Annotated in this window: 22 protein-coding genes; 12 read left to right on the forward strand and 10 right to left on the reverse strand. The window is 75.6% G+C overall.

The window, feature by feature from the left end:
• Positions 1–152 precede the first annotated feature (152 nt).
• Together AB0D08_RS14970 and AB0D08_RS14975 are read left to right on the forward strand one after the other, a co-directional pair.
• Entirely contained in the window at positions 153–1,490 is a 1,338-nt protein-coding gene (locus AB0D08_RS14970; protein WP_359888915.1) for a sensor domain-containing protein, read from the forward strand.
• 59 nt (positions 1,491–1,549) lie between these two features.
• Positions 1,550–2,200: a response regulator transcription factor gene (locus AB0D08_RS14975; RefSeq protein ID WP_033824847.1), complete on the forward strand. Its 651-nt coding sequence runs from the start codon at positions 1,550–1,552 to the stop codon at positions 2,198–2,200.
• A gap of 45 nt (positions 2,201–2,245) precedes the next feature.
• Here AB0D08_RS14975 and AB0D08_RS14980 read toward each other — a convergent pair whose 3' ends face one another.
• The gene (locus AB0D08_RS14980; protein WP_359888918.1) at positions 2,246–3,052 is read right to left on the reverse strand and encodes a crotonase/enoyl-CoA hydratase family protein; all 807 of its coding nucleotides are present in this window, start codon (positions 3,050–3,052) and stop codon (positions 2,246–2,248) included.
• Positions 3,053–3,243: 191 nt separating this feature from the next.
• Here AB0D08_RS14980 and AB0D08_RS14985 point away from each other — a divergent pair, with 191 nt between their 5' ends.
• The 3 genes from AB0D08_RS14985 to AB0D08_RS14995 all read left to right on the forward strand — a co-directional run bounded on the left by AB0D08_RS14985 (position 3,244) and on the right by AB0D08_RS14995 (position 6,684).
• Positions 3,244–4,296: an SPFH domain-containing protein gene (locus AB0D08_RS14985; protein WP_359888921.1), complete on the forward strand. Its 1,053-nt coding sequence runs from the start codon at positions 3,244–3,246 to the stop codon at positions 4,294–4,296.
• Positions 4,293–5,192, forward strand: coding sequence for an NAD(+)/NADH kinase (locus AB0D08_RS14990; RefSeq protein ID WP_033824844.1), 900 nt, complete (start codon positions 4,293–4,295; stop codon positions 5,190–5,192). The genes AB0D08_RS14985 and AB0D08_RS14990 overlap by 4 nt, the downstream gene beginning before the upstream one ends.
• 430 nt (positions 5,193–5,622) lie before the next feature.
• Entirely contained in the window at positions 5,623–6,684 is a 1,062-nt protein-coding gene (locus AB0D08_RS14995) for a polysaccharide deacetylase family protein (protein WP_233289351.1), read from the forward strand.
• 51 nt (positions 6,685–6,735) lie between these two features.
• Here AB0D08_RS14995 and AB0D08_RS15000 read toward each other — a convergent pair whose 3' ends face one another.
• Entirely contained in the window at positions 6,736–7,440 is a 705-nt protein-coding gene (locus AB0D08_RS15000) for a TetR/AcrR family transcriptional regulator C-terminal domain-containing protein (RefSeq protein WP_033824843.1), read from the reverse strand.
• Positions 7,441–7,644: 204 nt separating this feature from the next.
• Between AB0D08_RS15000 and AB0D08_RS15005 the strand changes: the two genes are divergently transcribed.
• From AB0D08_RS15005 to AB0D08_RS15025, 5 genes are all read left to right on the forward strand, one after another.
• Positions 7,645–9,108: an MFS transporter gene (locus AB0D08_RS15005; protein WP_051814087.1), complete on the forward strand. Its 1,464-nt coding sequence runs from the start codon at positions 7,645–7,647 to the stop codon at positions 9,106–9,108.
• A 286-nt stretch (positions 9,109–9,394) separates the two neighbouring features.
• On the forward strand, positions 9,395–10,303 hold the full coding sequence (locus AB0D08_RS15010; RefSeq protein ID WP_033824842.1) for a lytic polysaccharide monooxygenase: 909 nt from the start codon (positions 9,395–9,397) through the stop codon (positions 10,301–10,303).
• A gap of 161 nt (positions 10,304–10,464) precedes the next feature.
• The gene (locus AB0D08_RS15015; RefSeq protein WP_359888925.1) at positions 10,465–11,547 is read left to right on the forward strand and encodes an ABC transporter substrate-binding protein; all 1,083 of its coding nucleotides are present in this window, start codon (positions 10,465–10,467) and stop codon (positions 11,545–11,547) included.
• A gap of 111 nt (positions 11,548–11,658) precedes the next feature.
• The gene (locus tag AB0D08_RS15020) at positions 11,659–12,642 is read left to right on the forward strand and encodes an iron ABC transporter permease (RefSeq protein WP_233289353.1); all 984 of its coding nucleotides are present in this window, start codon (positions 11,659–11,661) and stop codon (positions 12,640–12,642) included.
• Positions 12,639–13,457, forward strand: a complete 819-nt coding sequence (locus tag AB0D08_RS15025; protein WP_359888928.1) for an ABC transporter ATP-binding protein — start codon at positions 12,639–12,641, stop codon at positions 13,455–13,457. Before AB0D08_RS15020 ends, AB0D08_RS15025 begins: the two co-directional genes overlap by 4 nt.
• 51 nt (positions 13,458–13,508) lie before the next feature.
• On the opposite strand, the gene AB0D08_RS15030 is transcribed toward AB0D08_RS15025, so the two are convergent.
• From AB0D08_RS15030 to AB0D08_RS15065, 8 genes are all read right to left on the reverse strand, one after another.
• On the reverse strand, positions 13,509–14,474 hold the full coding sequence (locus AB0D08_RS15030; RefSeq protein ID WP_359888931.1) for an isocyanide synthase family protein: 966 nt from the start codon (positions 14,472–14,474) through the stop codon (positions 13,509–13,511).
• Positions 14,475–14,595: 121 nt separating this feature from the next.
• Positions 14,596–15,873, reverse strand: a complete 1,278-nt coding sequence (locus tag AB0D08_RS15035) for a cytochrome P450 (RefSeq protein WP_359888934.1) — start codon at positions 15,871–15,873, stop codon at positions 14,596–14,598.
• Between the two features lie 33 nt (positions 15,874–15,906).
• Complete coding sequence (gene asnB / locus AB0D08_RS15040) at positions 15,907–17,745, reverse strand: asparagine synthase (glutamine-hydrolyzing) (RefSeq protein ID WP_359888936.1); 1,839 nt, start codon at positions 17,743–17,745, stop codon at positions 15,907–15,909.
• Positions 17,746–17,836: 91 nt separating this feature from the next.
• The gene (locus tag AB0D08_RS15045; protein ID WP_359888939.1) at positions 17,837–19,639 is read right to left on the reverse strand and encodes an MFS transporter; all 1,803 of its coding nucleotides are present in this window, start codon (positions 19,637–19,639) and stop codon (positions 17,837–17,839) included.
• A 143-nt stretch (positions 19,640–19,782) separates the two neighbouring features.
• Positions 19,783–20,358, reverse strand: coding sequence for a copper chaperone PCu(A)C (locus AB0D08_RS15050; protein ID WP_359888942.1), 576 nt, complete (start codon positions 20,356–20,358; stop codon positions 19,783–19,785).
• Positions 20,355–22,652: a heavy metal translocating P-type ATPase gene (locus AB0D08_RS15055; protein ID WP_359888944.1), complete on the reverse strand. Its 2,298-nt coding sequence runs from the start codon at positions 22,650–22,652 to the stop codon at positions 20,355–20,357. The genes AB0D08_RS15050 and AB0D08_RS15055 overlap by 4 nt, the downstream gene beginning before the upstream one ends.
• On the reverse strand, positions 22,649–22,918 hold the full coding sequence (locus AB0D08_RS15060) for a hypothetical protein (RefSeq protein WP_359888946.1): 270 nt from the start codon (positions 22,916–22,918) through the stop codon (positions 22,649–22,651). Before AB0D08_RS15060 ends, AB0D08_RS15055 begins: the two co-directional genes overlap by 4 nt.
• 212 nt (positions 22,919–23,130) lie before the next feature.
• A complete protein-coding gene (locus tag AB0D08_RS15065; protein WP_359888949.1) occupies positions 23,131–23,883 on the reverse strand; it encodes a hypothetical protein in 753 nt (250 codons plus the stop codon).
• 107 nt (positions 23,884–23,990) lie between these two features.
• Here AB0D08_RS15065 and AB0D08_RS15070 point away from each other — a divergent pair, with 107 nt between their 5' ends.
• Complete coding sequence (locus AB0D08_RS15070; RefSeq protein WP_359888952.1) at positions 23,991–24,734, forward strand: (2Fe-2S)-binding protein; 744 nt, start codon at positions 23,991–23,993, stop codon at positions 24,732–24,734.
• Positions 24,735–24,860: 126 nt separating this feature from the next.
• Positions 24,861–25,205 carry a hypothetical protein gene (locus AB0D08_RS15075; protein WP_033819435.1) on the forward strand — a complete coding sequence of 115 codons (345 nt, stop codon included), beginning with the start codon at positions 24,861–24,863 and terminating at the stop codon, positions 25,203–25,205.
• Positions 25,206–25,332: the final 127 nt, after the last annotated feature.

Consider the following 25,332-nt stretch of genomic DNA (forward strand, 5'->3'; position numbering starts at 1 on the left):
CACGGCCGCCAGGAACTGCTCCCAGCGCTGCTCGAAGGTCTCCTCGGAGTCGTAGTCCAGGCCGATCTTCCAGGCCACGGCATGGTACCGGCCGCGGCCGGGCGGGGGCGGTACCCGGGAGCGCGGGCCGGCCCGGATCTAGAGTGACCGTCATGTCCCCTCCTGTGGCCGGGTTCCCGGCCTCCCGGCCGGTGGCCGCCCTCACGGCGCCGTTCCGCCGCCGGCCCCTCGCGGCGGTGCTGCACGCCCTGCTCGCCCTGCCGCCGGCGCTCGCCGGGGCCGCCGTGGTGTCGGCCGGGCTGGTGGCCGGCGGTCTGCTGTCGGTGACGCCGCTCGGGCCGTGGCTGCTCGCCCTGACCGTACGAGGGGCGCTCGCGCTCGGCGCCCTCCAGCGGGCGGCCGCCCGGCGGTTGCTCGGTCTGGACGTCGGACCGCCGCTGCGGCTCAGCGCGCCCGGGGCGTTCGGCTGGCGGCGCTCCGTCCTCACCGACCGGGCCGGCTGGCGGGCCGTCGGCGCCGCGCTCGCCGCACCGCTGACCGCGCTGTGGCCGCTGCTGGCGGTCCTGATCGGCTACGTGTACGGGGTGCTGCTCGTCCTGCACCCGCTGCTGAAGCGGTGGAACTACACCACCGTGCGGGGCGCCGACGGCTCGGTGCGGCCGGTGTCGCTCCAGCTGGGAGGGGTGGAGTGGGACAGCTGGCCGCGCTGGCTGGTGCCGTGCGCGGTGGGGCTGGTCCTGCTCGCCTCGGCGCCGTGGCTGCTGCGATGGGCGGGGGCGCCGCAGCGCGCCGCGCTGCGGGCACTGCTCGGACCGGACGCCGCCGACCGGCGGATCCACGACCTGGAGGAGACCCGGGCCCAGGCCGTCGACGAGGCCGCCACCACGCTGCGCCGGATCGAGCGGGACCTGCACGACGGCACCCAGGCCCGGCTGGTCGGCCTGGGGATGCAGCTGACCATGGTCCGCGAACTGCTGCTGGCCGGCGCCGGGACCGAGCAGGTGCTCACGGTCGTGGAGACCGCCCAGGGCAACGCCAAGCAGGCCGTCGCCGACCTGCGCGACCTGGTCCGGGGCATCCACCCGCCGGCGCTGGACGCGGGCCTGGACACCGCCCTCGCCACCTTGGCCGCCGACTGCCCGCTGCCGGTCCGGGTCACCGTGGTCCTGGACCGGCGCCCCTCCCCCGCGGTCGAGTCGATCGCCTACTTCAGTGCGGCCGAACTGCTGGCCAACGCCGTCAAGCACAGCGGCGCGCGGGAGGTACGGATCGCGGTGCGCGGCGGGGAGGTGGGCGACGGGGAGGTACGCGACGGCGGGGCGGAGGTGCTGGTGCTGGAGGTCCTCGACGACGGACGCGGGGGCGCGGTGGTCGGCGCGGGCAGCGGACTGAGCGGTCTGCGCGCCCGGGCGAGGACCGTCGACGGTAGCCTGACCTGCGAGAGCCCGGACGGCGGGCCGACCCTGGTCACCGTCCGGCTGCCGTACTGAGCTCCGGCCGGCGCGAGACGGGACGGGCGCGGGCCGGGCAGATCCGAGGGGGCACGAGGATGCGGGTGGTGATCGCCGAGGACTCCGCGATCCTGCGCGACGGGCTGGCGCAGCTGCTGGCGATGCGCGGGGTGGAGGTGGTCGCCTCGGTCGGGGACGGCGAGACGCTGCTGGCGGCGGTGGCGGCGCACCGGCCGGACGCCGCCGTGGTGGACGTCAGGATGCCGCCCACCGGAACGGACGAGGGGCTGCGGGCGGCCGTGCGGATCCGTCAGGAGCACCCGGGGACCGGGGTGTTGATCTTCTCCCAGTACGTGGAGACCCGGTACGCCGCGCAGTTGCTCGGCGACGGCGGCGCCGGGGTGGGCTATCTGCTGAAGGAACGGGTCGTCGACATCGGCGAGTTCGTGGACGCGCTGGCCCGGGTCGCGGCGGGCGGCACCGCGCTCGACCCGCAGGTGGTCTCGCAGCTGTTCGGCGCGAGCCGCCGGGCCGCCGCCCTGGACGCGCTCACCCCGCGCGAGCGCGAGGTGCTCGCGCTGATGGCGCAGGGACGCACCAACCAGTCGATCGCGGCCGGCCTGGTGGTCAGCGAACGGGCCGTCGAGAAGCACATCGCCAACATCTTCACCAAGCTCGGCCTGCCCGCCGCCGACGGCGGCCACCGCCGGGTCCTGGCGGTACTGCGCTACCTGGAGAGCGGCGGCTGACCGGCCCGACGGGAGCACGCCACCGGCCGGGGCCGCGACGGCCCGTCAGGTGTCCGGGGCGGTCCGTGAGGCGTCCGGGGCCGGCGCGAAGGAGCCGTGGCGGCCCTCGCCCGCTGTGAAGCGGGCCGCGCCGGCGGTGGTGTCGGCGGCCAGTGAGACCTGGCCGTGTGCCCACTCGGCGGCCAGGGCCGCGGTCTCGGGGAGTCCCTCCTGGCCGAGTGCGGAGAGCCGGTCCTGGCGCAGGCAGGTCTGCGGGAAGCGGGCCAGCTCGGCGGCGAGCGCCTCGGCGGCGGCCCGTTCGGTGCCGGAGGGGACCAGGCGGTCGGCGAGGCCGATGCGGTGCGCCTCCTCGGCGTCGACGGGGCGGCCGGTGAGGATCAGGTCCATCGCGCGGCCCGCCCCGATCAGCCGGGGCAGCCGGACGGTACCGCCGTCGATCAGCGGGACGCCCCAGCGGCGGCAGAAGACGCCGAAGACGGCGTCCCGGGCGGCCACCCTCAGGTCGCACCAGAGGGCGAGTTCCAGCCCGCCGGCCACCGCGTGCCCGGCCACCGCCGCGATCACCGGTTTGCCGAGCCGCAGCCGGGTGGGGCCCATCGGGCCGGGGCCGTCGGCGGCCAGCCGGTTGCCCTCCGCGGTGCCAATGGCCTTGAGGTCGGCGCCGGCGCAGAACGTGCCGCCCTCGCCCCAGAGCACCGCCACGGCGGCCCCGTCGTCGGCGTCGAACTCCTCGAAGGCCGACAGCAGTGCGGCCGCGGTCGGGCCGTCGACCGCGTTGCGGGCCTCGGGGCGGGCGAGGATCACCGTCCACACCGGGCCGGACCGCTCCACCCTGACCGTGTCCTTCGTCATCGCGTCTGCCCTCCGTCGGTCCCGGGCCCGGGACCCCGGTTCGAAGCGTTGGTGGCGTTCGTGGCGTGCGTGCGGCCCATCATGCCGCGTGCCGCCGCCGCACGACCTTTCTCGTCCTGTTGACGATAACGATCTCGGCCAGTTATCGTCATACCGACGAGAAGAGCGAGAGACGACAGAGGGGGCCGGCCATGGCCGACATCACCAGGCGCTTCGGGTTCCGCCACCTGCGCGCCGCACCCACCGCCCACATCCGCCACCTGCGCAGCGGCGAGCTCACCCATGAGGGCACCGGTCTGGCCTTCTGGTTCCGGCCGCTGACCGCGGCGATCTCCGAGGTGCCGGCCGACGACCGGGAGCTGGCGATGCTCTGCCACGCCCGCACCGCGGACTTCCAAGACCTCACCGTCCAGGCCACCGTCACGTACCGGATCACCGACCCGGCCGTGGCCGCCACCCGGGTGGACTTCGGCATCGACCCCGACACCGGCGCCTGGCGCGCGGAGCCGCTGGACCAGCTGGGCACCCTGCTCACCGAGAGCGCCCAGCAGCACGCCCTGGAGCTGATCGCGGGCCTGACGCTCCCGCAGGCGCTCGCGGCCGGCGTGACGCCGGTCCGGCAGAAGATCACCGACGGGCTGACCGCCGACCCGCGGCTCACCGAGACCGGACTGGCCGTGATCGCCGTCCGGGTCACCGCGCTGCGGCCGGAGGCCGAGCTCGAGCGCGCGCTGCGCACCCCGGCCCGCGAGCAGGTCCAGCAGGAGGCCGACCGGGCCACCTACGAGCGGCGCGCGGTGGCCGTCGAGCGCGAGCGGGCGATCGCCGAGAACGAGCTCGCCAACCAGATCGAACTGGCCCGCCGCGAGGAGGAGCTGGTCGGCCAGCAGGGCGCCAACGCGCGGCGGCAGGCCGAGCAGAACGCCGCCGCCGACCGGGTGCGCGCCGACTCCGAGGCCGCCCGCCGGACCCGGATCGCCACCGCCGAGGCCGAGGCCGCCCGGATCCTGGCTGACGCCCAGGCCGACTCCGAGCGGGTGCTGGGCGAGGCCAGGGCCGCGTCCGAGGAGGCCTGGCTGCTCGCCCACCAGCAGGCCGGTCCCGAGCTGCTGCACGCACTGGCGCTGACCAAGCTGGCCGAGCACCTCCCGAAGATCGACAGCATCACGCTCAGCCCGGACGTGCTCACCGGCCTGCTGGCCCGACTCGGCCGGGCGCCGGCCACCGGGGGCGAGCACCGGTGAGCCTGGCCCCGCGCGCCGTCCTGGTCCACCGCCGCACCGAGTACGAGGAGTTGATCGCCCGGCACGGCTCGCGCGGGCAGGCCGCGTTCTTCCTGGCCACCCGCGGCCGCTCGCCCGACGAGGTGGAGCAGCGCCACCACCTGGCCCGGGCCGCGCTGGCCGAGGTCGCGGCGGCGGTACCGCTGGAGTGGCGGCGCTGCCGGGTGGAACGCGCCGACCTGGACCGCTTCCTGTTCACGCCCGAGGACGTCGTGGTGGTGGTCGGCCAGGACGGACTGGTGGCCAACACCGCCAAGTACCTCTCAGGGCAGCCCGTGGTGGGCATCGACAACGAACCGGGCCGGGGCCTCGGGGTGCTGGTCCGGCACCGCCCGGCGGACGCCGCCCGTGCCCTGCGCGCGGTCGGCGCCCGCGGCGGCGAGAACCGGCTGGAGGAGCGCACCATGGTCGAGGCGGTGGCCGACGACACCCAGCGGCTGCTCGCTCTGAACGAGATCTACCTCGGCCAGCCGAACCACCAGACGGCCCGTTACCGGCTCTCACCGGCCGGCGGCGAGGAGGAGGCGCAGGCCTCCTCCGGGGTGCTGGTGGGCACCGGCACCGGCGCGACCGGCTGGTGCCGATCGGCCTGGCTGGAGCGGCGCAGCACGCTCGCCCTGCCGGACCCGACGGCGTCCGCGGTGGCCTGGTTCGTCCGGGAGGCGTGGCCGTCGCCGCTGACCGGCACCGGACAGGTGCAGGGGCTGCTGGCGGACGGCGACCGGCTGGCGCTGACGGTCGAGTCGGATCAGCTGGTGGCTTTCGGGGACGGTGTGGAGTCGGACGCTCTACGGCTAACCTGGGGTCAGACCGTACGCGTGGGGGTAGCGGTGGAGCGGTTGCGCCTGCTCGGCTGAGCCGCGGCCGCGGAGCGCCGGGCGCGCGGACCCGGGGATTGCGCGCCCGGGGCGTGAGGATCCGGTGATGGTCCGCACACGAAGACCCGGCCGGCGCGCGCATCCGCGCCACGCCCCCCGAACGACAGTTCCCGCCCGGCGCGTCCCGCGACCCCCCGGACACGCCCGGCGGGCCCGCGCCCGGGTGCACTCCCGGCCGCGCCACCCGGGCGATTCCGGCCTACTGCGCGGACCCCCGTGTCCGGACGGCCCGAACGCAGTACCTTGTCCAGGGCGCGCACAGCGCGCGGTCAGGATGCTCCGAGTTGATATTGCGTCAGGAAAAATTTTCCAAAGAGGTATTAAAGTCGCCACCTTGGCGGTAGAAAAGTCTTCAGAGCGTGCGGGTCCGCTGTCGTGCTGCACGCGGCAGAGTTCGGAGGGGGTAAGCGTGTCGAAGCCCGACACGGCCGCACGAGCGACCGTCACCGTGGCGACCGGGGTGCCGGCCGTCGCACCGGCGGGGTCCGCCCGCCCGGCACCGGCGACGCCCGGGATTCCGCCGGCGCCGCCCGGCCCCGCACCGACCCCGCACGGGGACGCCCGGCGGCGCAGGATCGACGGGCTGCTGCGCCACTCGCCGCTCCAGCCGGTGTTCCGCGCGCTGTCCTCCCGGCGACTGGCGGTGCTGGCGTACCACGGGATCGACGACCCGGCCGGGTTCGCCGCCCAGATGGAGCGCCTGGTCCGCACCGCCACCCCGGTCTCGCTGGCGACGCTGGCCCGGTGCGTCGCCGAGCAGCGGCCGCTGCCGCCGCGCAGCGTGCTGGTCACCTTCGACGACGGCGACCACAGCGTGCTCACCCAGGGCCTGCCGGTGCTCACCCGCCTGCGGATCCCCGCCGCCGCCTTCGTGGTGACCGAACTCATCGGCACCGACCAGCCGTTCTGGTGGTCCGAGGCCGCGTTCCTGGCCGCCCAGGGCGGCACCGCGGGCCCCCTGGCGGGCTGTCCGCCGCAGGGCGCGGTGGCCCGGCTGAAGACCCTGCCGGACGCGGACCGCCGCCGCAGCCTGCACGAACTGCGGGCCACCGCCCGCGCCCAGGCGCCCCGCCGGCGCCAGCTGGACCGCACCGACCTGGGCGAGCTGCGCACCGCCGGGGTGGAGATCGGCAATCACACCCACACCCATCCGTGCCTGGACCGCTGCGCCGACAGCACCGCCCGCGAGGAGGTGGCCGAGGCGCACCGGCTGCTGACCTGGTGGCTGGGCGAGCCGCCCACCGCGTTCGCCTATCCGAACGGCAACCGGGACGCGCGCACCGAGGCGCTGCTCGGCGAACTCGGCTACCGGCTGGGCTTCCTGTTCAACCACCGGCACGACGCGCTGCTCCCGCCGGACCCGCTGCGGATCAACCGGCTGCGGGTCAACTCCGACACCACGCCGCACCGGTTCGACACCATCCTGTCCGGCCTGCACCCGGCCGTGCACCGGATCCGCGGCGGCTGCTGACCGGGTGGCTCCGGCCGGCCCGCCCCCCGCGGGCGGCGGGCCGGCCGGTGCTCACTGCTCGATGTAGGACTCCAGCCCGCGCAGGAAGACGTCGAGCTTGAAGGCGAAGCGGTCGTCCCCGTCGCCCTGGACCATGGTCGCGGCCATGCTGCTGATCAGCGGGAAGCGGTCCGGGGGGAGCTTGCCGAAGTACTCCTCGACGCTGGTGAAGTAGGCGTCCAGATCGTCGCCGCGCTGGAGGCGGTCGGTGTAGGCGCAGGCCTCGTAGGCGTCGGAGTCGATCAGCTGGCCGAGGCCGTCCAGCGCCCAGCTGGCGACCTGCGGCGGGATGCCGGCCTGGAGCATCACGTCGAGCATGAACTCGGCGATCCGCAGCTGGTTCTCGCCGACCGGGATCGAACCGAGCGAGACCAGGGCGATGTCCCGGTGCGAGGTGTAGACCCGCTGGGCGTTCAGGCAGATCTCCTTGACCTGCTCCTTCCAGTGCGCCGGGTCGGGCAGCTCGGGCAGCTCGATCTCGCCGGCGATCCGCTCCAGCATCAGCTCGCAGAGCTCGTCCTTGTTGGACACGTGCGCGTACAGCGACGCCGGCCCGGTGTCCAGGTCCTGGGCGATCCGCCGCATGGTGACACCGGAGAGCCCCTCGGCGTCGAGGATCCGGATCCCGGTCTCGACGATCGCCGCCTGGCTGAGCGGCTGCCGGGCCTCGGCCTTGCGCGCCTTGTGCCAGGGGACCGGGGGCATCTGCGCGGTCATGCGCCACCTGCTTTCGCGGCATCGAAGTGATCGTCGAATGTTCCCCCGGCGAACATCGTACCCGTAGCGAACGCCGTTCCCCAGGCGGCCCCGCGAACGGCGGGGGAACATCGTTCGCCAGGCGAACACCGTGTTGACAGAACAGCGGTCGCTAGGTAGAACAGTGTTCGTCAACCAGTGTCGCAGCACCCACAGGAGCCTTCGATGACCGAGTCCCCGTCCCCTTACAGATGGCGATGGGCGGCACTGTTCGTCATTCTCGCCGCCGAGGTCATGGACCTCCTGGACTCCCTCGTGACCAACATCGCCGCTCCCGCGATCCGCGCCGACATCGGCGGCGGCGAGACCACCATCCAGTGGCTCGGCGCCGCCTACACCCTCGCCATGGCGCTCGGCCTGATCACCGGCGGGCGGCTCGGCGACATCTTCGGCCGCCGCCGGATGTACCTGATCGGCGCCGTCGGCTTCACCCTCGGTTCGGTCGCCTGCGGCCTCGCCCAGGAGCCCGGCCAGCTGGTCGCGGCCCGGGTGTTCCAGGGGCTGCTCGGGGCCGTGATGCTGCCGCAGGGGCTGGGCATCCTCAAGGAGATCTTCTCCGAGAAGGAGCAGGCCGCCGCGTTCGGCATGTTCGGCCCGGTGATGGGCCTGTCCACGGTCGGCGGTCCGATCCTGGCGGGCTGGCTGGTCGACGCCGACCTGTGGGGCTCCGGCTGGCGCATGATCTTCCTGATCAACATTCCGCTCGGCCTGTTCGCCATCGTCGGCGGCCTGGCCTTCCTGCCCGAGTGGAAGAGCGCCCGCACCGTCAAGCTCGACCTGCTCGGCGCGCTGCTGGCGGCGCTCGGCTCCGCACTGATCGTCTTCCCGCTGGTCCAGGGCCGCGAGCACGACTGGCCGGCCTGGGCGTTCGCCCTGATCGGGCTCTCCATCGCGGTGTTCGGCCTGTTCGCCTGGTACGAGAACCGCAAGAGCCAGGGCGGCGGCGACCCGCTGGTCGAGCCGAGCCTGTTCCGCAAGCGCGGCTTCAGCGGCGGCATGGTGCTGGGCCTGGCGTTCTTCTCGGCGATGACCGGCTTCTGGCTCACCTTCAGCCTGTACACCCAGATCGGCCTGCACTACTCGCCGTTCAAGGCGGGCCTGGCCGGGATCCCGTCCTCGATCGGCATGGTGATCGCCTTCGTCAGCTCGCAGGCGCTGCTGAAGTTCGGCCGCAAGGTGATGCACGGCGGGCTGATCGTGATGACCCTGGGCGTCGGCGGGGTGATCCTCACCCTGCAGCTGGCCGGCAGTGAGGTGACTCCGTGGCAGCTGGCCCCGGCGCTGGCCGTCACCGGTCTCGGCATGGGCTTCGTGATGGCGCCGTTCTTCGACACCGTGCTCGCCTCGGTGGAGCCGCACGAGACCGGTTCGGCCTCCGGCACCCTCACCTCCGTCCAGCAGCTCGGCGCCGCACTCGGCACCGCGATCCTCGGCACGGTCTTCTTCGAGCAGATCAAGGGCGCCAGCTTCGTCCACGCCGAGCAGGTCACCCTGTGGGTCGAGATCGCCATGCTGGCCGTGGTGTTCGGCGCGATCTTCCTGCTGCCCAAGCACGCCAGGCCGCAGGGCGACGCCGACGCCGCCGAGCAGGCTCCCGAGGCGGCCGGCACCGAGAAGGTCCCCGCCTGACCTGCACCCGCAGCACCACGCGGCACCTCGCTGCACCGACGGCCCGGGCGGCCCTCCCGACACGGAGGGCCGCCCGGGCCGTTCCGTGCGCCCGCCGGATTGCCAGATGATTCGTCAACTTGCCTTAAGGTCAAGGCTCTTGCCATCTGGTCCAGACCAATCATACGCTCGACCGAGGCCGCGCGCCGGGTCCGCGCCACGCCTTGCCCCGGGGTCGCTCCCCGGGCCCCGGGCAGACGTGCCCGTCCCCCACAGCAGGCCCGAAGTACCGTCGAGGAGATCCCCCATGTCCGTAACCCGCCGCCTGCTGGCCCCGGGTGTCGTCGGCGCGACCGTCCTGCTGACGGCCGCCCTGGCGACCGGCACCGCGAGCGCCCACGGCTCGCTGTACGGCCCCGTCAGCAGGGTCGCGTCCTGCTACGCCGAAGGCCCCGAGCACCCGCAGTCCCAGGTGTGCAAGGACCTCGTCGCGATGAGCGGCACCCAGCCGCTGTACGACTGGAACGAGGTCAACATCGCCAACGCGAACGGCCAGAGCCAGCAGATCATCCCGGACGGCAAGCTCTGCTCCGCCAACCGCGACAAGTACAAGGCGCTCGACATGGCCCGCACCGACTGGCCCGCCACCGGCGTACAGGCCGGGTCGTTCACCTTCAACTTCCGGGTGACCGCCCCCCACCAGGGCGGCATGACGCTGTACATCACCAAACAGGGCTACGACCCGACCAAGCCGCTCAAGTGGTCGGACCTCGACCTGGCCAACCCGGTCGTCCAGTACCCGACCGCCCGCACCGCCACCAACGGGTACTACACCTTCAGCGGCACCCTGCCCGCCCGCACCGGCCGCCAGCTGCTGTACCTGGTCTGGCAGCGCACCGACAGCCCCGAAGCGTTCTACGGCTGCTCCGACGTGGTGTACGGCCAGGGCGCCGCAGCCGCCGGCGCCCTGGCGCCCGCCGCCCCGCAGGCGCCGTCCGAGCAGCAGATCGCGGCCGGCTACAGCCGCTCGACCGTCGACCACCGGGGCCACGGCGGCGACCACCAGGCCGCCGCCGCGCAGGGCGCCGGCGCCGCCCCGCTGTCCGGCGGATCGGTCGGCTCGCTGGTGCTCGGCGGCTCCGCGCTGCTGTCGGTGGCCGCCTCCGCGGTCTACGTCTACCGCCGCCGGCCGGGCGCGGTCGGCCAGGCCGCCTGACCACCCGCCGCCGGTCTCGCGGCGCGTCGCCGGAGAGCGCCCCCTCGCTCCCCGGCGACTCGTTCCACCACCGCGGGAACTCCTGCCCCGTTCCGCGCGACTACCTGGTCCCGGGCCCGCAGCTGCGGACCCGTCCTTCCCCGGAGATCAGGAGAGTCCCGATGCGTTCTCGCGCACTGTGCGGCATCGCGGCGGCCGCCGCGCTGCTCGCCGCCACCGCCTGCGGCAGCAGCCAGGGAGGTGGCAGCGGCAGCGAGGCCGCACCCGGGGCGAACGGCGCCGCGACCCTCACCGCCCCGGCCGAGGTCGCCGACTGCACGGGTCACCGCACCGTCTTCCCCACGCCCGCCCGGCGGATCGTCACCAGCAACGGCTCCGCGCTCGAACTACTGCTGCAGCTCGGCGCCGGGGACCGGGTGATCGGCACCGGCTTCCCGCCCGGCAAGGGCACCCTGCCGGCCGCCGTCGCCGAGCAGGGCGCCAAGGTCCCCGTGCTCGGCGAGACGGGCATCGCCAAGGAGAAGCTGCTCGGCTCCGGCGCCGACACCTACGTCGACACCTTCGGCCCGATGGCCGCGATGGGCGACACCGGCGCCGCCCCCACCGAGGCCGAGCTGACCGCCGCCGGCATCCGCCACGTCTACCTGCTGTCCACCGCCTGCGCCGCCGACGCCAAGGGCCCGGCCACCGACCTCGCCGCCGTCGAACAGGACATCCAGCGGCTCGGCGCGATCACCGGAACGACGCCGAAGGCCGGGGAACTCGTCGCCGCGATGCAGAGCCGCACCGGCGCCGTCACGGCCGCCCTGAAGGACCTGCCGGCCGGTCAGCGGCCCGGCTACTTCTTCTTCGACTTCGACGCGGGCACCAAGCAGCCCGTCGCACTCTGCGGCCGGCAGGTCGGCAACGCCGTGATCACCCTGGCCGGCGCCCGCAACGTGTTCGCCGACTGCGACAGCGACTTCCGGCCCGTCAGCTGGGAGGACGTGGTGACCAGGAACCCCGACTGGATCCAGCTCGCCGTCCGCGACCGCGGCAGCGCGGCGGCCACCACCGCCGCGTACGACGAGGCGGAGAAGTTCCTGCGCGACTTCCCCGCCACCAAGGGGCTCGCCGCCGTCCAGCAGGGCCACTTCCTGCGGATCGGCTCCGAGGCCACCACCATCGCCGGCACCCGCAACGCCGACACCGTGCAGCAGATCGCCGCCACCGTCCACCCGGACCTGGTGAAGGCCGGGCACTGAGTGGCCGTCACCTCCCCGCGGCGCACCTCCCCGGCCGACCGGACCGGGGACGGCGGGCCCGGCCGACCGCCCCGCCGGGTACCGGCCGGGTGGGCAGCCGCCGGGCTCGCCCTGGCGCTCGCCGCCGCGCTCACCGCCGCCGTCTCGCTCGGCGCCGTCGACATCCCGCCCGCCGAGGTGTGGTCGGTGATCGGCCGGCGGCTCACCGGGCGGCCGCCGCTGCCCGGCAGCCGCGACCTGATCGTCTGGCAGCTGCGCGTCCCGCGCGCCCTGCTGGCCGCGCTGGTCGGCGCCGGACTCGGCCTGGTCGGCGCCGCCGTCCAGGCCCTGGTCCGCAACCCGCTCGCCGACCCGTACCTGCTCGGGATCTCCTCCGGCGCCTCGCTCGGCGCCGTCGGCGTCCTGGTCCTCGGCGGGGCCGGCGGCCTGGCGGCCGGAGTCGGGGTGTCCGGCGCGGCCTTCCTCGGCGCCCTGGCCGCACTCGCCCTGGTCTGGACGCTGGCCCGGCGCGGCGGCGGCTTCGCCCCGCTGCGGCTGGTGCTGGCGGGCGTCGGGATCGGCCAGTTCCTGTCCGGGTTCACCAGCTACCTGGTGCTGCAGGCCGGCGACCAGCAGCGGACCAGGGGCGTGCTGTTCTGGCTGATGGGCAGCCTCAGCGGCGCGACCTGGGCGCAGCTCGCGCTGCCCGCCGCGGCCGTCCTCGGCGGCCTGGCCGTGCTGCAGGCCCGCGCCCGCGGCCTGAACGCCCTGCTGATGGGCGACGAGACCGCCGCCGGCGTCGGCGTCCCGGTCACCCGGCTGCGCCGTGAACTGTTCGCCACCACCAGCGTGCTGACCGGGGTCCTGGTCGCCGTCTCGGGCGCGATCGGGTTCGTCGGGCTGATGGTCCCGCACGTCTGCCGGCTGGTGTGCGGCGGCGACCACCGCCGTCTGCTGCCACTGTCCGCCCTGACCGGCGCCGTGTTGCTGGTGGTGGTGGATACGGTGGCCCGGACCGCCCTGGACACCCAGGAGCTGCCGGTCGGCGTGGTCACCGCGCTGGTCGGCGCGCCAGCGCTGCTGTACCTGCTCGACCGACGACTGGAGCGCAGTTGAGGATCGCCCTGGAGGACCTGCACATCACCCTCGCGGGACACGCCGTGGTGGCCGGTGTCCACCTGGTCGCCGAGAAGGGCGAGATCGCCGGTCTGGTCGGCCCGAACGGCAGCGGCAAGTCCACCCTGCTGCGGGCCGTCTACCGGTACCTGGCGCCGAGCGCCGGCCGGGTGCTGCTCGACGACCGCGACCTGGCCCGGTTCTCCCCCGCCGCCTCCGCGCGACACATCGCGGCGCTGCCGCAGGAGCGCGGCGGGGACTTCGAGCTGACGGTCGCCCAGGTGGTGGCGCTCGGCCGGATCCCGTACCAGCGGGCCTTCGCCGCCGAGAGCGCCGAGGACCGCGCCGCCGTCGCCGCCGGCCTGGCCCGCACCGGGATGCTGGACCACGCCCACCGGCCGTTCTCGCAGCTCTCCGGCGGGGAGCGGCAGCGGGCCCTGCTGGCCAGGGCGCTGGCGCAGGAGCCGGACGTGCTGGTGCTGGACGAGCCGACCAACCACCTCGACGTCCGGCACCAGGTCGAACTGCTCGCGCTGCTGCGCGCCCAGGCCGTGACCACGCTGGTCGCGCTGCACGACCTGAACGCGGCGGCCTCGGTCTGCGACCGCCTGCACGTGCTCCACCAGGGGGCGCTGGTCGCCTCCGGGCCGCCGCGCGAGGTGCTGACCCCGGAGCTGCTCGCCGAGGTGTTCGGGGTCCGGGCCGCGGTGGTGGACCACCCGCTGACCGGCGACCCGCTGATCGCCTTCGACCACCGGGCTCCGGTCGGCGTGGGCGCCCCGGCGGGCGGTGGCGCTGTGGCCGCCGGGACCTGAGCGGCGGGCCGGCCGGGGGCGGGGGACCACGGACCCCCGCCCCCGCGCGGGCTACCCGGCGGCGGCCGCGGCCTCGAAGTGGCTCGGCCGGCCGTCGCGGTGGACGAGGGTGCCGATCAGCTCCGCCTCCGCCCGGTGCATCAGCTCCCACCCGCCGTCCGCCCGGTGCAGGACCGCGGTGTGCCAGGGCGTGGCCCAGACGTCCCGGTGGTCGAGCAGCCGGATGCCGAACTTCCCTGCGCCGACCGGCTGCGGGTGGATGGACAGCCGGACCGACCGGGGGTGGTGCTCGGCGATCAGGGTGCCCCAGGCGCGGCTGCGCTGGATCACGCCGTACGCGCGTCGGCGGCACTCGCGCTGGAGGGCGGATCTGGTGCCGGTGAAGCCCGCGGTGTCGTCGACCAGGAAGCGGGTGATGCCCCGGTAGAGGGCGGCCGTCTCCTCGTCGGACCGCACCTCGGCCCGCAGCTCCTCCAGGGTCGGGGCGAACCGGGCGTGCACCAGCGCCCGCTTGTCGTCGTACGGCAGGTCGCCGAGGACGTCGCGCAGGTCGAAGGTGCCCAGACGGCCGAGGCCCTCCCTCGCGATCATCGCGGTCAACTCGTCGGAGTACGCGTCGATGTGCTCGTCGGGGACCCGGATCAGGTCGCCGAAGACATGGCCGTCCGAGCAGATCAGCACCCGGGCGCCCGGCGAGTACACCTCGGCGATCCGCCCGCACAGCCGGTCGAGGAAGCCGAGCGCCAGCCGTTCGCCCTCGTCCGGCAGGTGGCCGAGCACCTTGCGGGTGTTGGGTGACTTGCAGGGGAAGCCGGGCAGTGTGAAGGCGACCGGCTCACCGGCGGCCACGAAGGCGGCCAGCTGGCGCAGTTGGACCGGGAAGGCGCCCGGCGGCGCGGCGGTGTCCGGGTCGCCGGCCCGGCGGTGGGGCAGCAGCAGCTCCAGGATCTCGGTGCTGACGCGTTCGACGGCCGGATGGCCGGTGGGCAGCGGGGCGAGTGCGGCGGTTGACGGCATGCGGTCCTCCACGAGGACATGACGGGACGGCGCCTCGGCGCGGGAGCGCCGGGCGCGGCGACGGTGAACGGGCGGGGTGGGTACGGGCGGGGTGTCGGGGAGGTGCGGGGGTGCGGGGTGGTCAGCCGCGCCGGTCGTAGTGGACCGGCAGCCGGTCGACCCCCCGGGCGAGGACGGCGGGGATCCACCGCAGCTCGGACTCCCCGACCGCGAGCCGCAGCCCCGGCAGCCGGGCCAGCAGCGTGCCGAGGGCGATCTGCAACTCGGCCCGGGCGAGCGCGGCGCCGGGGCAGAAGTGGATGCCGTGGCCGAACGCCAGGTGGGCGTTGGGGGCGCGGTCGAAGTCGAGCGTGTCTGGATCGGGGAACTGCTCGCCGTCCCGGTTGGCCGCGCAGAGCGAGACGATCACCGAGTCGCCGGCCGGGATCCGGGTGCCGTACAGCTCGCTGTCCACGGCGAAGAACCGCCAGGTGGTGAGCTCGAACGCGGCGTCGTGGCGCAGGAGTTCCTCGACCGCGCGGGGCAGCAGCGCGGGATCCTCACGTAGCCCGGCCAGCTGGTCCGGGTGGCGCAGCAGGGTGACCAGCATGGTGCTGATCTGGTTGGTGACCGGCTCCTGTCCGGCCACCAGCAACTGGAAGATCATGGAGTCCAGTTCCTCCTTGGCCAGCTGCCCGTCGTCCTGGGCGGCGACCAGCCGGCCGAGCAGGTCGTCCGACGGCTCGCCGCGCTTGTCCGCGACCACGTCGGCGATGTACGTCTGCAGTCCGCGCAGCCGCCCCTCGTAGGCCGGGCGGCCCGGGTCCTGCGGGCCGACCGGCTGCACCACTTTGCCCCAGTCGCGGTCGAAGCGCCGTGCCAAGTGCGCCGGCAGGCCGATGACTTCGGCGAGCACCCGGAACGGGAAGTGGGCCGCGAAGCCCTGCACCAGATCGGCGCCGCCCTCGGCGGGCAGCGCGTCCACCAGGTCGTCGGCGATCTGCTGCAGGCGCGGCCGCAGCGCCTCGATCCGGCGCGGCGCGAAGGCGTCCAGGACCAGCCGGCGCATCTCGGTGTGCTTGGGCGGGTCCTGGTGCAGCAGGTGCACCTGGAGCCGGGAGTGCTGGGGCTCCGGCATGATCGACGCCAGTCGGCGCCAATTCTCGTTGCCCAGGCGGTGGTTCTTGCCCAGGCGCGGATCGTTCAGGGTCCGGTGGGCGGCCTGGTAGCCGGTGACCAGCCAGGCCGCGATGCCGCTGGGGAACCGTACCCGGTGCACCGGGCCGGCCTGCCGCAGCCGGTCGTACAGCGGGTACGGGTCGCGCTTGTACTCCTCGCCGAACAGCGGCACGGATTCGGCCGCGGTGGGGGTGCCATGGCCGAACGGGCAGCCGCCCGTCGGCTCGGTGGGGTCGGTCATGACTGGTGGGCTCCCGGTGGGGGACGGAAAGGGTCAGATCGCCAGGTGCGGATCGTGGTGGTCCAGCCAGAGCGCGAGGTCGACCACGCGCTCCAGGCGCAGCCGGTGGCCCCAGCTGAGCCGGTCCGGCGGGGTGTCCAGGGTGGTCTTGATCACGGACCCGTCGGCGATCTCGCGGACCCGGCCGCCGTGCGCGTCCAGGGCCTCGCGGGCCATCGCCTGCAGGCCACTGTTGTAGTCGGGGTGGTGGGTGGCCGGGTAGTGGTTCTTCGGCCGGTGCAGGACCGAATCGGGGGCGAGCCCGGCGGCGGCGGCGCGCAGCAGGCTCTTCTCCCGGCCGTCGAAGCTCTTCAGCGCGAACGGGGTGTTGAAGGCGTACTCGACCAGCCGGTGGTCGCAGTACGGGACCCGCACCTCCAGGCCCTGCGCCATGCTCAACCTGTCCTTCCGGTGAAGGAGTTGGCGCAGCCAGCGGGTCAGCGAGAGGTGCTGGAGCTCGCGTTGGCGGTGCTCGGTGGCGCTCTCGCCGTCCAGGTGCGGGACGGCGGCCAGGGCGTCCCGGTAGGTGTCGGCGCGGAACTCGGCGATCCGCAGGGTGGCCGCCAGGTCGGGCTCGAGCGGCATGGCGGCCTCGTCGCCGGTGACCAGCAGCCAGGGGAAGGTGTCCGCCCCGACCGCGGCCGGGGTGTGGAACCAGGGGTACCCGGCGAAGATCTCGTCGGCGGCCTCGCCGGACAGCGCCACCGTCGAGTGCTCACGGATCCGCCCGAACAGCAGGTAGAGCGAGGTGTCCATGTCGCCGACACCGATCGGGGAGTCCCGGCACTCGACCACGGCCCGCCGGTGCTCGGGGTCCAGCAGACTGCGCGGGTCGAGCACCACGGTGGAGTGGTCGGTGCCGATGAAGGCACCGGCCTCGGCGGCGAACGGGGTGTCGTGGCCGGTGCGCAGCACGTCGCCGGTGAACTGCTCGGCCTGGTCGCTGTAGTCCACCGCGTACGAGCGCAGCCGCGCCCCGGGGCCCTCGGAGAGCCGCAGTTCGTCGGCGACCAGAGCGGTGAGGACGGTGGAGTCGATGCCGCCGGAGAGCAGGCTGCAGAGCGGGACGTCGGCCTCCAGCTGGGCCCGGGCGGTCCGGTTGACCAGCGAGCCGATCCGCTCGACGGTGGTCTGCCGGTCGTCCTCGTGCGGCCGGGCGGTGAGCTGCCAGTACAGCTGTTCGCGCAGGCCCGAGCGGTCCAGGGTGAGCAGGCCGCCGGGCGGGATCTCGCGGACCCCCGACCACAGCGTCGGACCGGTGTTGAACAGCAGGCTGTACGCCTCGCGCAGGCCGTCGGCGTCGACCCGCGGGGTGATCTCGGGATGGGCGAACAGCGCCTTGGGCTCGGAGCCGAACGCCAGCCCACCGTCCACCCGCGCCCAGTACAGCGGCTTGACCCCGAGCCGGTCGCGGACCAGCAGCAGCCGTTCGCGGCGGGCGTCCCAGATCGCGAACGCGTACATGCCCTCCAGCCGGTCGACCACCGCATCGCCCCACTGCAGGTAGCCGCGCAGCACCGTCTCGGTGTCGCTGCGGGTGCGGAACTCGTGGCCGAGGCGCCGGAGTTCGGCGCGCAGCTGGTGGTGGTTGTAGACCTCGCCGCTGTACGTCAGGACGGCGGCCGGCTGCTCCGGACGGTCGGCCATCGGCTGGACACCGCCGACCAGGTCGATCACGGAGAGCCGGCGGTGGCCGAGCGCGGCGTGCGGGCCGAGCCAGCAGCCGCCGGCGTCGGGGCCGCGGCGGGTCAGGGTGGCGGTCATCGCCTCGATGACCCGGGCGTGCGGGGTGAGGTCCTGGTGGAACGACACCCAGCCGGTGATTCCGCACATGCGGGGGTTCCCTTCTGCGGGGAGGGAGATGGACGGGACGGGACGGGGCACGGCGGGCGCCGCGGGGAGGGTGGGGGACGGGCCGGGGCCGTCAGCCGCCGGACGGTCTGAGCCCCGGCTGCGGTTGCCCGTCCTGCCCAACGGCGGTCGGCTGCACGACGGTTGGCGTGTTGTTTGGCGCGGCGGCCGCCTCGGGCGGGGCTACGGCGGACGGGGCGACGGCACCGGGCCGTGCGGCGGCACCGTTCTCCGCGACCAGGGCGCGCGCGGCACCGGGCCGGTCTGCTCCTCCCTGTGCCACTCCGCCCTGCGGCCCTGCGTCCTGCGCCCGTGCGTCGTCCGGCGCAGCAGGCGAGGCGACCCCACCGGGCCGCGCGGCGGGTTCGGGGTGCGCCACCCCGGGCTGCGCGACCAAGGCGTGCCCCGCGACCAAGGCGCGTGCGGCACCCGACCGGTCCGCTCCCCCCTGTGCCGCTCCGCCCTGCGGCCCTGCGTCCTGCGCCGCTGCGCCCTGCGCCCGTACATCGTCCGGCGCCGCGGGCCGGGGCCGGGCGCCGCGGGCCAGCAGCGGGACCGCGAGGCAGCCCGCCAGGGCCGCCGCGGCCAGGCCGGTACGGATGCCGGTGTCCCCGCGGCCCGCCAGGCCCCAGGCCGCGGTGGCGAGCGCCGGGCCGAGGGCGAAGCCGAGCGAGCGGGCGAGCTGGACGGCTGACCCGGCGGTGGCCAGCCGGCCCGGCGGGGTGCTCGCCATCACCAGGGCCTGGCTGGGACCGCCGTACAGGCCCATGCCGAGGCCGGCCAGTGCGAGCCGCCAGGCGATCGAGGTGGTCGGCCAGTGGTCGTCGAGCGGGATGAGCAGCAGCAGGCCGAGCGCGGTGAGCGCGGCGCCCGCGGTGGCGGTGGGCCGGGTGCCGAAGCGGTCGGCGAGGCGGCCGCCGAGCGGTCCGGCCAGGCCCATGGCGGCCGGGAAGGCCAGCACGGTCAGACCGGTGGCGGTGGCACTGAGCCCCTCGTCGCGCTGGAGGTGCAGGGCGATCAGGTAGTGCATCGCGGCGAAGCCCGCGGCCAGCGCGAGCACCGCCGCGTTGACGGGTGAGCTGCCCGAGTCGCGCAGCACCGAGGCGACCGTCCGGCCGCCGGGGCCGCGCAGCCACCCGGCGACGCACGGGACAGCCACGAGCGCGAGCAGCAGCCAACCCGGTGAGCCGGGCGCCGCGGTGAGGGCGAGCAGCACGGCGCCGACGGCGACGCCGATCAGCGCGGCGTCGGCCACGGCGCGGCGGCCCGGGCGGAGCAGTCGGCCGCCGCGCCCCAGGTACCGGTGGCCGAGGATCAATCCGGCGGCGCACAGCGGGAGTTTGACCAGGAACACCCAGCGCCAGCCGAGGTGGTCGAGCAGCAGCCCGCCGACCGCGGGCCCGATCACGGCGCCGAGCGGGCCGAGGGTGGCCGGTACGCTCATCGCCCGGGCCCGTAGCTGCGGCCGGACTGCGGTGGCGGCCAGGACGGGCATCAGCACGAACAGCACGGCGGCGAAGCAGCCCTGGAGGCTGCGCGCGGCGATCAGCCAGGGCGCGCCGGGCGCAGCCGCGGCCGCCGCCGAGCAGAGCGCGAACCCGGTCAGCGAGCCGAGCAGCGCGGGTCGGGCTGCGGCGCCGTCCAGCCAGCCGCCGATCGGCAACAGCAGTGCCACCACCGGGAGTTGGTAGCCGAGTCCGGCCCACTGGGCGATCTGGGGCGGGACCCCGAGTCCGTCGGCGATACCGGGCACCGCGACGGTGACGATGTTCAGGTCGAGCATGGCGGTGAACGCGAGCAGGCCGGCCAGCCCGACCAGCGGCCAGTTGTCGAGCCGGGTGCCCGCGGGCGCCGGCCGGGTCGAGCCGCCGGTCATGACACTCCGCCGCATGTCGGCATGGACCGCCCTCCCCGTAGTGACGGGTGCCGCGGATCCACGGCACCCGTCACACCAGTCGGACGCCGGGGCGGAAGAGTTCCGAACAGGTGGCGGATTTCTTCCGGAACCCCGGCGACCGCTCAGGAGACGCCGATCACCCGCCCGCCGCCGGGGCCCGCCGCGGCCGGAGCCCCCACCGCACGCGAAGCGCCCGCCGCGCCCGCCGCGAGCAGACCGGTGAGTTGTTGCGGGGTCACGGCGACGGCCGCCACCCGCACCTCACCGCTGCGCCGGAACCGCAGCCGGAACTCGACCCGCCGGCCCGGGGTGAGCGGCTCGGGCCGGGCGAGCACCAGGTCGGCGCTCATCAGGTCCATGGTCAGCGCGCCGCGCGCCGGGACGGGCAGCGAGGCGGTCTCGGCCGGACGGGCGCCACCGCCCCGGTGCTCGTGGCGGCTCAGCGTCACCTGCGCGGCGACCGCCGTACTGGCGCCGATCAGTTCGTCCGGGACGTCCCCGGGGTTGCGGACGGTGAAGAAGGCCGCGGTCGCCACCGGGCTGCGTCCGGCCGGGACCAGCACCCAGCCGGGCTCGACCTGCACCGGCCCGGCCCGCCCGGCTGCACCGGCCGTCACCCAGCCACCGAGCACCAGCAGGGTGACGGCGGCGGCCCCGACCGGCGCGGCGACGGGCAGCGCGCGCCCGGATATCCTCACCGGTCCACCCCCGCCCGGACCGGGCGCGCCGGGCGCGCCGACCGTACCGGCGCCGGGCTCCAGGTGCGCAGCCGCAGGCTGTTGCCCACCACCAGGACCGAGCTGACCGACATCGCCAGGCCCGCCAGCATCGGGTTGAGCAGGCCGACGGCGGCCAGCGGGATGAGCACCGCGTTGTAGCCGAACGCCCAGCACAGGTTGGCCCGGACGGTCGCCAGGGTGCGCCGGGCCAGCAGGACCGCGTCGACCACGGTCTCGATCTCGCCGCGGACCAGGGTCAGCCCGGCGGCCCCGATCGCCGCGTCCGTCCCGGTGCCGAGCGCGACCCCGAGGTCGGCGGCGGCCAGCGCGACGGCGTCGTTGACGCCGTCGCCGACCACCGCGACCGTCCGGCCGGCCGCCCGCAGTTCGGCGACCAGTTCGGCCTTGCGCTCGGGCGAGGCACCGGAGTGCACCTCGGCGATGCCCAGGTGCTCGGCGACCGCGCGGGCCGCGCCGGGCCCGTCGCCGGTGGCCAGCACCGGGGTCAGTCCGATCGCGCGCAGCCGGTGCACGGTCCGGTAGCTGCCGGGCCGCAGGCTGTCGCCGACCACCAGCAGCGCGGCCGGCTCGCCCGCCAGCTCCACCACGACGGCGGTCCGGCCGTCGGCCTCGGCGGCCGTGAGCGCGGTGGCGAGCGCGGCGGGCAGTGTCCCCGCGGCGCCCGGGCGCACCACCCGGACGGCCACGCCGTCGACCTCGCCGCTCACCCCGGTGCCGGGTTCTGCGGTGAACCCGCGCACCGGCGGCAGCGTCTCGCCGCAGCGCCGGCGGGCGGCCGCGGCGACCGCCCGGCCGACCGGGTGCTCGGAGTGGTCCTCCAGCGCACCGGCCCGGCGCAGCACGGTGTCCGGGTCGGCGCCGGGTGCGGTGTGGGCCGCGATCAGCTCCATCCGTCCGCTGGTCAGGGTGCCGGTCTTGTCGAGCACCACGGTGTCGATCCGCCGCAGGCTCTCCAGCGCCTCCGGTCCACGGACCAGGACACCGAGTTCGGCACCGCGGCCGGTCGCGGCGAGCAGCGCGGTCGGCGTGGCGAGGCCGAGCGCGCACGGGCAGGCGACCACCAGGACCGCGACGGCCGCGGTGACCGCCGCCGAGGGCGCGGCCCCGGCGCCCAGCCAGAAGCCGAGCACGCAGACCGCGATCGCCAGCGCGCACGGCACGAACACCCCGGCGACGGTGTCGGCCAGCCGCTGCGCCCGCGCCTTCCCGGTCTGGGCGTCCGCCACCAGGGCGGTGATCCGGGCGAGTTGGGTGTCGCGGCCGACCTCGGTGGCGCGGACCAGCAGCCGGCCGCCGACGTTCAGGGTCGCGCCGGTGACCCGGTCCCCCGGGCCGACCTCGACCGGCATGCTCTCGCCGGTCAGCAGCGACAGGTCCAGCGCGGAGCCGCCCTCGGTCACCACCCCGTCGGTGGCCACCTTCTCGCCCGGCCGGACCACGAACTCCTGTCCCGGCAACAGCTGTTCGACCGGGACCCGGCGCTCGCGGCCGTCCTCCAGCACGCTGACGTCCTTGGCCCCGAGCTCGGCCAGCGCCCGCAGCGCCGACCCGGTCCGGTCCCGGACCCGGCCCTCCAGCCAGCGCCCGCACAGTACGAACAGCGGTACCCCGACCGCCGCTTCGAGGTAGACGTGCGCGCCTTCGCCCGGTGCCGCGGTCAGCGAGAACGGCATCCGCATCCCCGGCTCGCCCGCGCCGCCGAACAGCAGCGCGTACGCCGACCAGCCCGCCGAGGCGATGATGCCGAGGCTGACCAGGCTGTCCATCGTCCCGGTGGCGTGCCGCAGGCCCTGCCAGGCCCGGCGGTGGAAGGCCGCCGAACCCCAGGTCACCACCGGTACGGCGAGCGCCACACTCACCCACTGCCAGCCCTCGAACTGCAGGCCGGGCACCATCGCCAGCAGGATCACCGGCACCGCGAGTGCCGCGACCACCGCCAACTGCCAGGCCGGCACCAGGTCTTCGTGCAGTGCGGGACCGCTGTCCGGCCCGGCGGGCAGTTCGGCCGTGTACCCGGCCGCCTCGACCGCGGCCACCAGCTTCCCGGCCGGCACCGACGCGGGATGCACCACCCGGGCGCGTCCGGTGGCCAGGTTGACGCCCGCGCTGACCCCGTCGATCCGGGCGAGTTTCCGTTCCACCCTGGCCACGCAGGCGCCGCAGGTCATGCCGCCGACCGTCAGGTCGGTGGTGACCAGCTCGTCCGTGACGCCCTCGGCCCGGGCCGGCGCCCCGGCCGTACCCCCGCTCACCGCAGGCCCGGCTGGGCCGCGGCGGACGGCGCGGGCGCGCCCATCGTCATGCCGGACATGTCGTCACCGCCGGCCGGCCGCCCGTGCGGCCCGTTCTCGCCCGCGCCGGGGCCGTCCGTCCCGGGCCGTGCGGGGGCCAGGCCCGGGGCGACCGGCCCCACCGAACTGCCCAGCCCGTACGAGACGGCGAACAGCAGCCCCAGCAGCAGGGCGAACCCGGCCAGCACCCGGCCCGGTCCGGCCCGATCGATCGTCGTTCCACTCATCTGGCGTTCTCTCCGGTTCAGGAGTCGGCCACGCGGCCGCGGCCGCGTGGGTACGCGGCTGCGCCGGGGCGGCCGGAAGCGGCCCGTGCCGGGGGCGGGCGCGAGCGGCGCCCGGCGCCGGACGGCACGGGTGAGGACACGGGGCGGCCCCGCCGCGCACACCCGGAACCGAATCACGGGGCGCGGGCGGCGGCCGCAGGCGTACGCGGGCGCTACGCCGCCGGTGCGGACAGCACTGCAGCGACGGGACCCACCCGGGCGGCCCGCGGCGGGGCACGGCCGTCCAGCGAATGCCGCAGCAGCGGCGGCCGGTACGGCGGGCAGCCCGGGTCCGCCGGGCGGGCCGCGCGCGGCGGCGCCGGGCGGCGGGCGGACCACAGCGCGGCCAGCCCCGCCAGCGCCGCCAGCGTGAACCGGCCGGCCGGCCGCAGCGCGGGCAGCAGCCGGAAGAACGCGGCCTCGCCCTGCCGCAGCCACCAGGCGCAGGCCAGCGCGGCCAGCAGGTGGGCGGCCGTCATCGGCCAGTGCGTCCCGTGCTGCGGGGCGGCGGCGAGGAACTGCCCGGGGTCGAGCCCGGCCGCCCGCAGCAGATCCGGGACCTGCTCGGGCGCGACGGCCGGGGTGAGGGCCGGGTGGTGGAGGCCGGCCGGGCACAGCAGCCGGTCCAGCAGCAACCTTGCCGGGTCCGCGGCCCCGGGTCCGCCGGGCGGCAGTGCCCACGCGGCGAACCACAGGTGCAGCGCGAGCTGCGAGCCCAGGACCCCGGAGGTGACGGCCAGCGGCCCGCGCTCCCGCCAGTTCGGCACCAGGGCCGCCCCGGCGACCAGCAGACCGCCGGTCAGCAGCGCCCCCACCGGGACCGGTCCCCCGCCTCCCGCCGAGGCATGGCCGAAGGCCCCAAGAGTCGTACAGACCCCGGAGAACAGGAAGGCGCGCAACAGGCGCAGCCGCGTCGACGGGAACATGGCGACCTCATCATGACACGCCCTCACGGCCCGGCCCGGCGGCGCCCCGAACGCGCGAGAAGGGCACGACAGGGGTGCACCGACGGCGGCGTGCCAGGATGGCGCGCATGCCTCCCGACTTCCCCGCCGCCGAGGTGCTCCGTCTGGTCGGAGCCGTCGGGCCGTACTTCCAGGTCGCCGCCTGCGCCCCGGGCGGCGGGCCGCCCGAGGGCTTCCGGCCGCTGCGCGAACTCCACCGCGCCGGAACGGACACCGACCTCGCGCGGCGGATCGGCGCGGCCGCGGACCTGTTGGGCACCTCGGAGGCCCGGGTGGCGGCCTCGGTGGTGCACCTCGGGCTGGCGGCCCGGGTGTGGTCGGTGGCGCTCGGCGTGGCGGCCTTCGGCGGCACCGCCGACCTGCACCCCGACCGCGCGCACTACCGGCTGCCGCCCGGCGGCCCGCTCGACCTCTGGCTCCCGCTCCCGGGCGCCTCGGCCGTCACCGGCGACCCGGTCGAGGCACTGCACACCTCGGTGGTGACGGGCGTGCTGGCACCGCTCGGCGAGGCCGTCCGGTCGGTGGCGCCGGTGGCCGGACGCCTGCTGTGGGGCAACACCGCCTCGGCGCTGTACGGTTCGCTGAAGGTCCTCGACAGTCATCTGAGCAACGATCAGGTGGCCCTCCACGCCAGGCGGTTGGCGGCCGGCCTGCTCGAGCGGGAACCGCTCGCCGGTACGGCGGAGGTGGGCCCGCTCGGCCCGCCGCCGTTCCGCCGCACCACCTGCTGCCTCTACTACCGGGTGCCGGGCGGCGGCCTCTGCGGCGACTGCGTCCTCGACGCCCCGCCCACCCGCCGCCGCCCCCGCTGAGGCCCGGCTCCCCCGCGCCGCCGGAGTACCGCTAGCCTTGCCGCGCCCGCGCCCTGGCACCCGCCCACCGGGCGATCCGGCAGGACCGGACGGTGGCGCGGGCACCGAGCGAGCGAGGGAGGCCCGATGCGGGCACGGAACACGAGTACCAGGGGCCGCCGGCTCCTGGCCGCCTACGCCCTGCTGGTGGCCGTACTCGCCGTCTGGGCCGGCGTGGAGCCGTGGGGCCCCGACCCGCTCGACACCTCGCACGCCCTGCCCACGATCGGACTCGCCGTGGTGGCGTTCCCGGCCGTGGTGCCGCTGATCGTCTCCGGCGTCGGCGCCGTCACCGACGGGGGCACCTTCCTCGCCCTGGTCACCGTGCTGGCCTGGGCCGAGGCCGCCGCCGTGTACCGCCTCGCCTCCGTCCTCCGGTCCCGCCGGGCCGATCCGGGCCGCACGGGCGCGGACCTCCGCCCCGGCCGCTGAGCCGATCCGGCGTCACCACCGCGCCACGGGCGCGCCGACCGTCCTGCGGCGCCCGGGTTTCGGACCACGGCCGCCCTACCCTGGTCCGCACCGGGAGGAACCGGGACGCACCGGAACGCACGACGTC

The organism is Kitasatospora sp. NPDC048540 (genome assembly GCF_040651175.1).
Classification (GTDB): domain Bacteria; phylum Actinomycetota; class Actinomycetes; order Streptomycetales; family Streptomycetaceae; genus Kitasatospora.

What these genes read in the sequence shown, in the direction of transcription:
- AB0D08_RS15060 (WP_359888946.1), bottom strand. Translation starts at nt 22,918, where the DNA reads ATGAGTGGAACGACGATCGATCGGGCCGGACCGGGCCGGGTGCTGGCC.
- AB0D08_RS15030 (WP_359888931.1), bottom strand. Translation starts at nt 14,474, where the DNA reads ATGCCGTCAACCGCCGCACTCGCCCCGCTGCCCACCGGCCATCCGGCC.
- AB0D08_RS15075 (WP_033819435.1), top strand. Translation starts at nt 24,861, where the DNA reads ATGCGGGCACGGAACACGAGTACCAGGGGCCGCCGGCTCCTGGCCGCC.
- AB0D08_RS15010 (WP_033824842.1), top strand. Translation starts at nt 9,395, where the DNA reads ATGTCCGTAACCCGCCGCCTGCTGGCCCCGGGTGTCGTCGGCGCGACC.
- AB0D08_RS14970 (WP_359888915.1), top strand. Translation starts at nt 153, where the DNA reads ATGTCCCCTCCTGTGGCCGGGTTCCCGGCCTCCCGGCCGGTGGCCGCC.
- AB0D08_RS15035 (WP_359888934.1), bottom strand. Translation starts at nt 15,873, where the DNA reads ATGACCGACCCCACCGAGCCGACGGGCGGCTGCCCGTTCGGCCATGGC.
- AB0D08_RS15015 (WP_359888925.1), top strand. Translation starts at nt 10,465, where the DNA reads ATGCGTTCTCGCGCACTGTGCGGCATCGCGGCGGCCGCCGCGCTGCTC.
- AB0D08_RS14980 (WP_359888918.1), bottom strand. Translation starts at nt 3,052, where the DNA reads ATGACGAAGGACACGGTCAGGGTGGAGCGGTCCGGCCCGGTGTGGACG.
- AB0D08_RS15000 (WP_033824843.1), bottom strand. Translation starts at nt 7,440, where the DNA reads ATGACCGCGCAGATGCCCCCGGTCCCCTGGCACAAGGCGCGCAAGGCC.
- AB0D08_RS15005 (WP_051814087.1), top strand. Translation starts at nt 7,645, where the DNA reads ATGACCGAGTCCCCGTCCCCTTACAGATGGCGATGGGCGGCACTGTTC.
- asnB (WP_359888936.1), bottom strand. Translation starts at nt 17,745, where the DNA reads ATGTGCGGAATCACCGGCTGGGTGTCGTTCCACCAGGACCTCACCCCG.
- AB0D08_RS15045 (WP_359888939.1), bottom strand. Translation starts at nt 19,639, where the DNA reads ATGACCGGCGGCTCGACCCGGCCGGCGCCCGCGGGCACCCGGCTCGAC.
- AB0D08_RS14975 (WP_033824847.1), top strand. Translation starts at nt 1,550, where the DNA reads ATGCGGGTGGTGATCGCCGAGGACTCCGCGATCCTGCGCGACGGGCTG.
- AB0D08_RS15070 (WP_359888952.1), top strand. Translation starts at nt 23,991, where the DNA reads ATGCCTCCCGACTTCCCCGCCGCCGAGGTGCTCCGTCTGGTCGGAGCC.
- AB0D08_RS14985 (WP_359888921.1), top strand. Translation starts at nt 3,244, where the DNA reads ATGGCCGACATCACCAGGCGCTTCGGGTTCCGCCACCTGCGCGCCGCA.
- AB0D08_RS15065 (WP_359888949.1), bottom strand. Translation starts at nt 23,883, where the DNA reads ATGTTCCCGTCGACGCGGCTGCGCCTGTTGCGCGCCTTCCTGTTCTCC.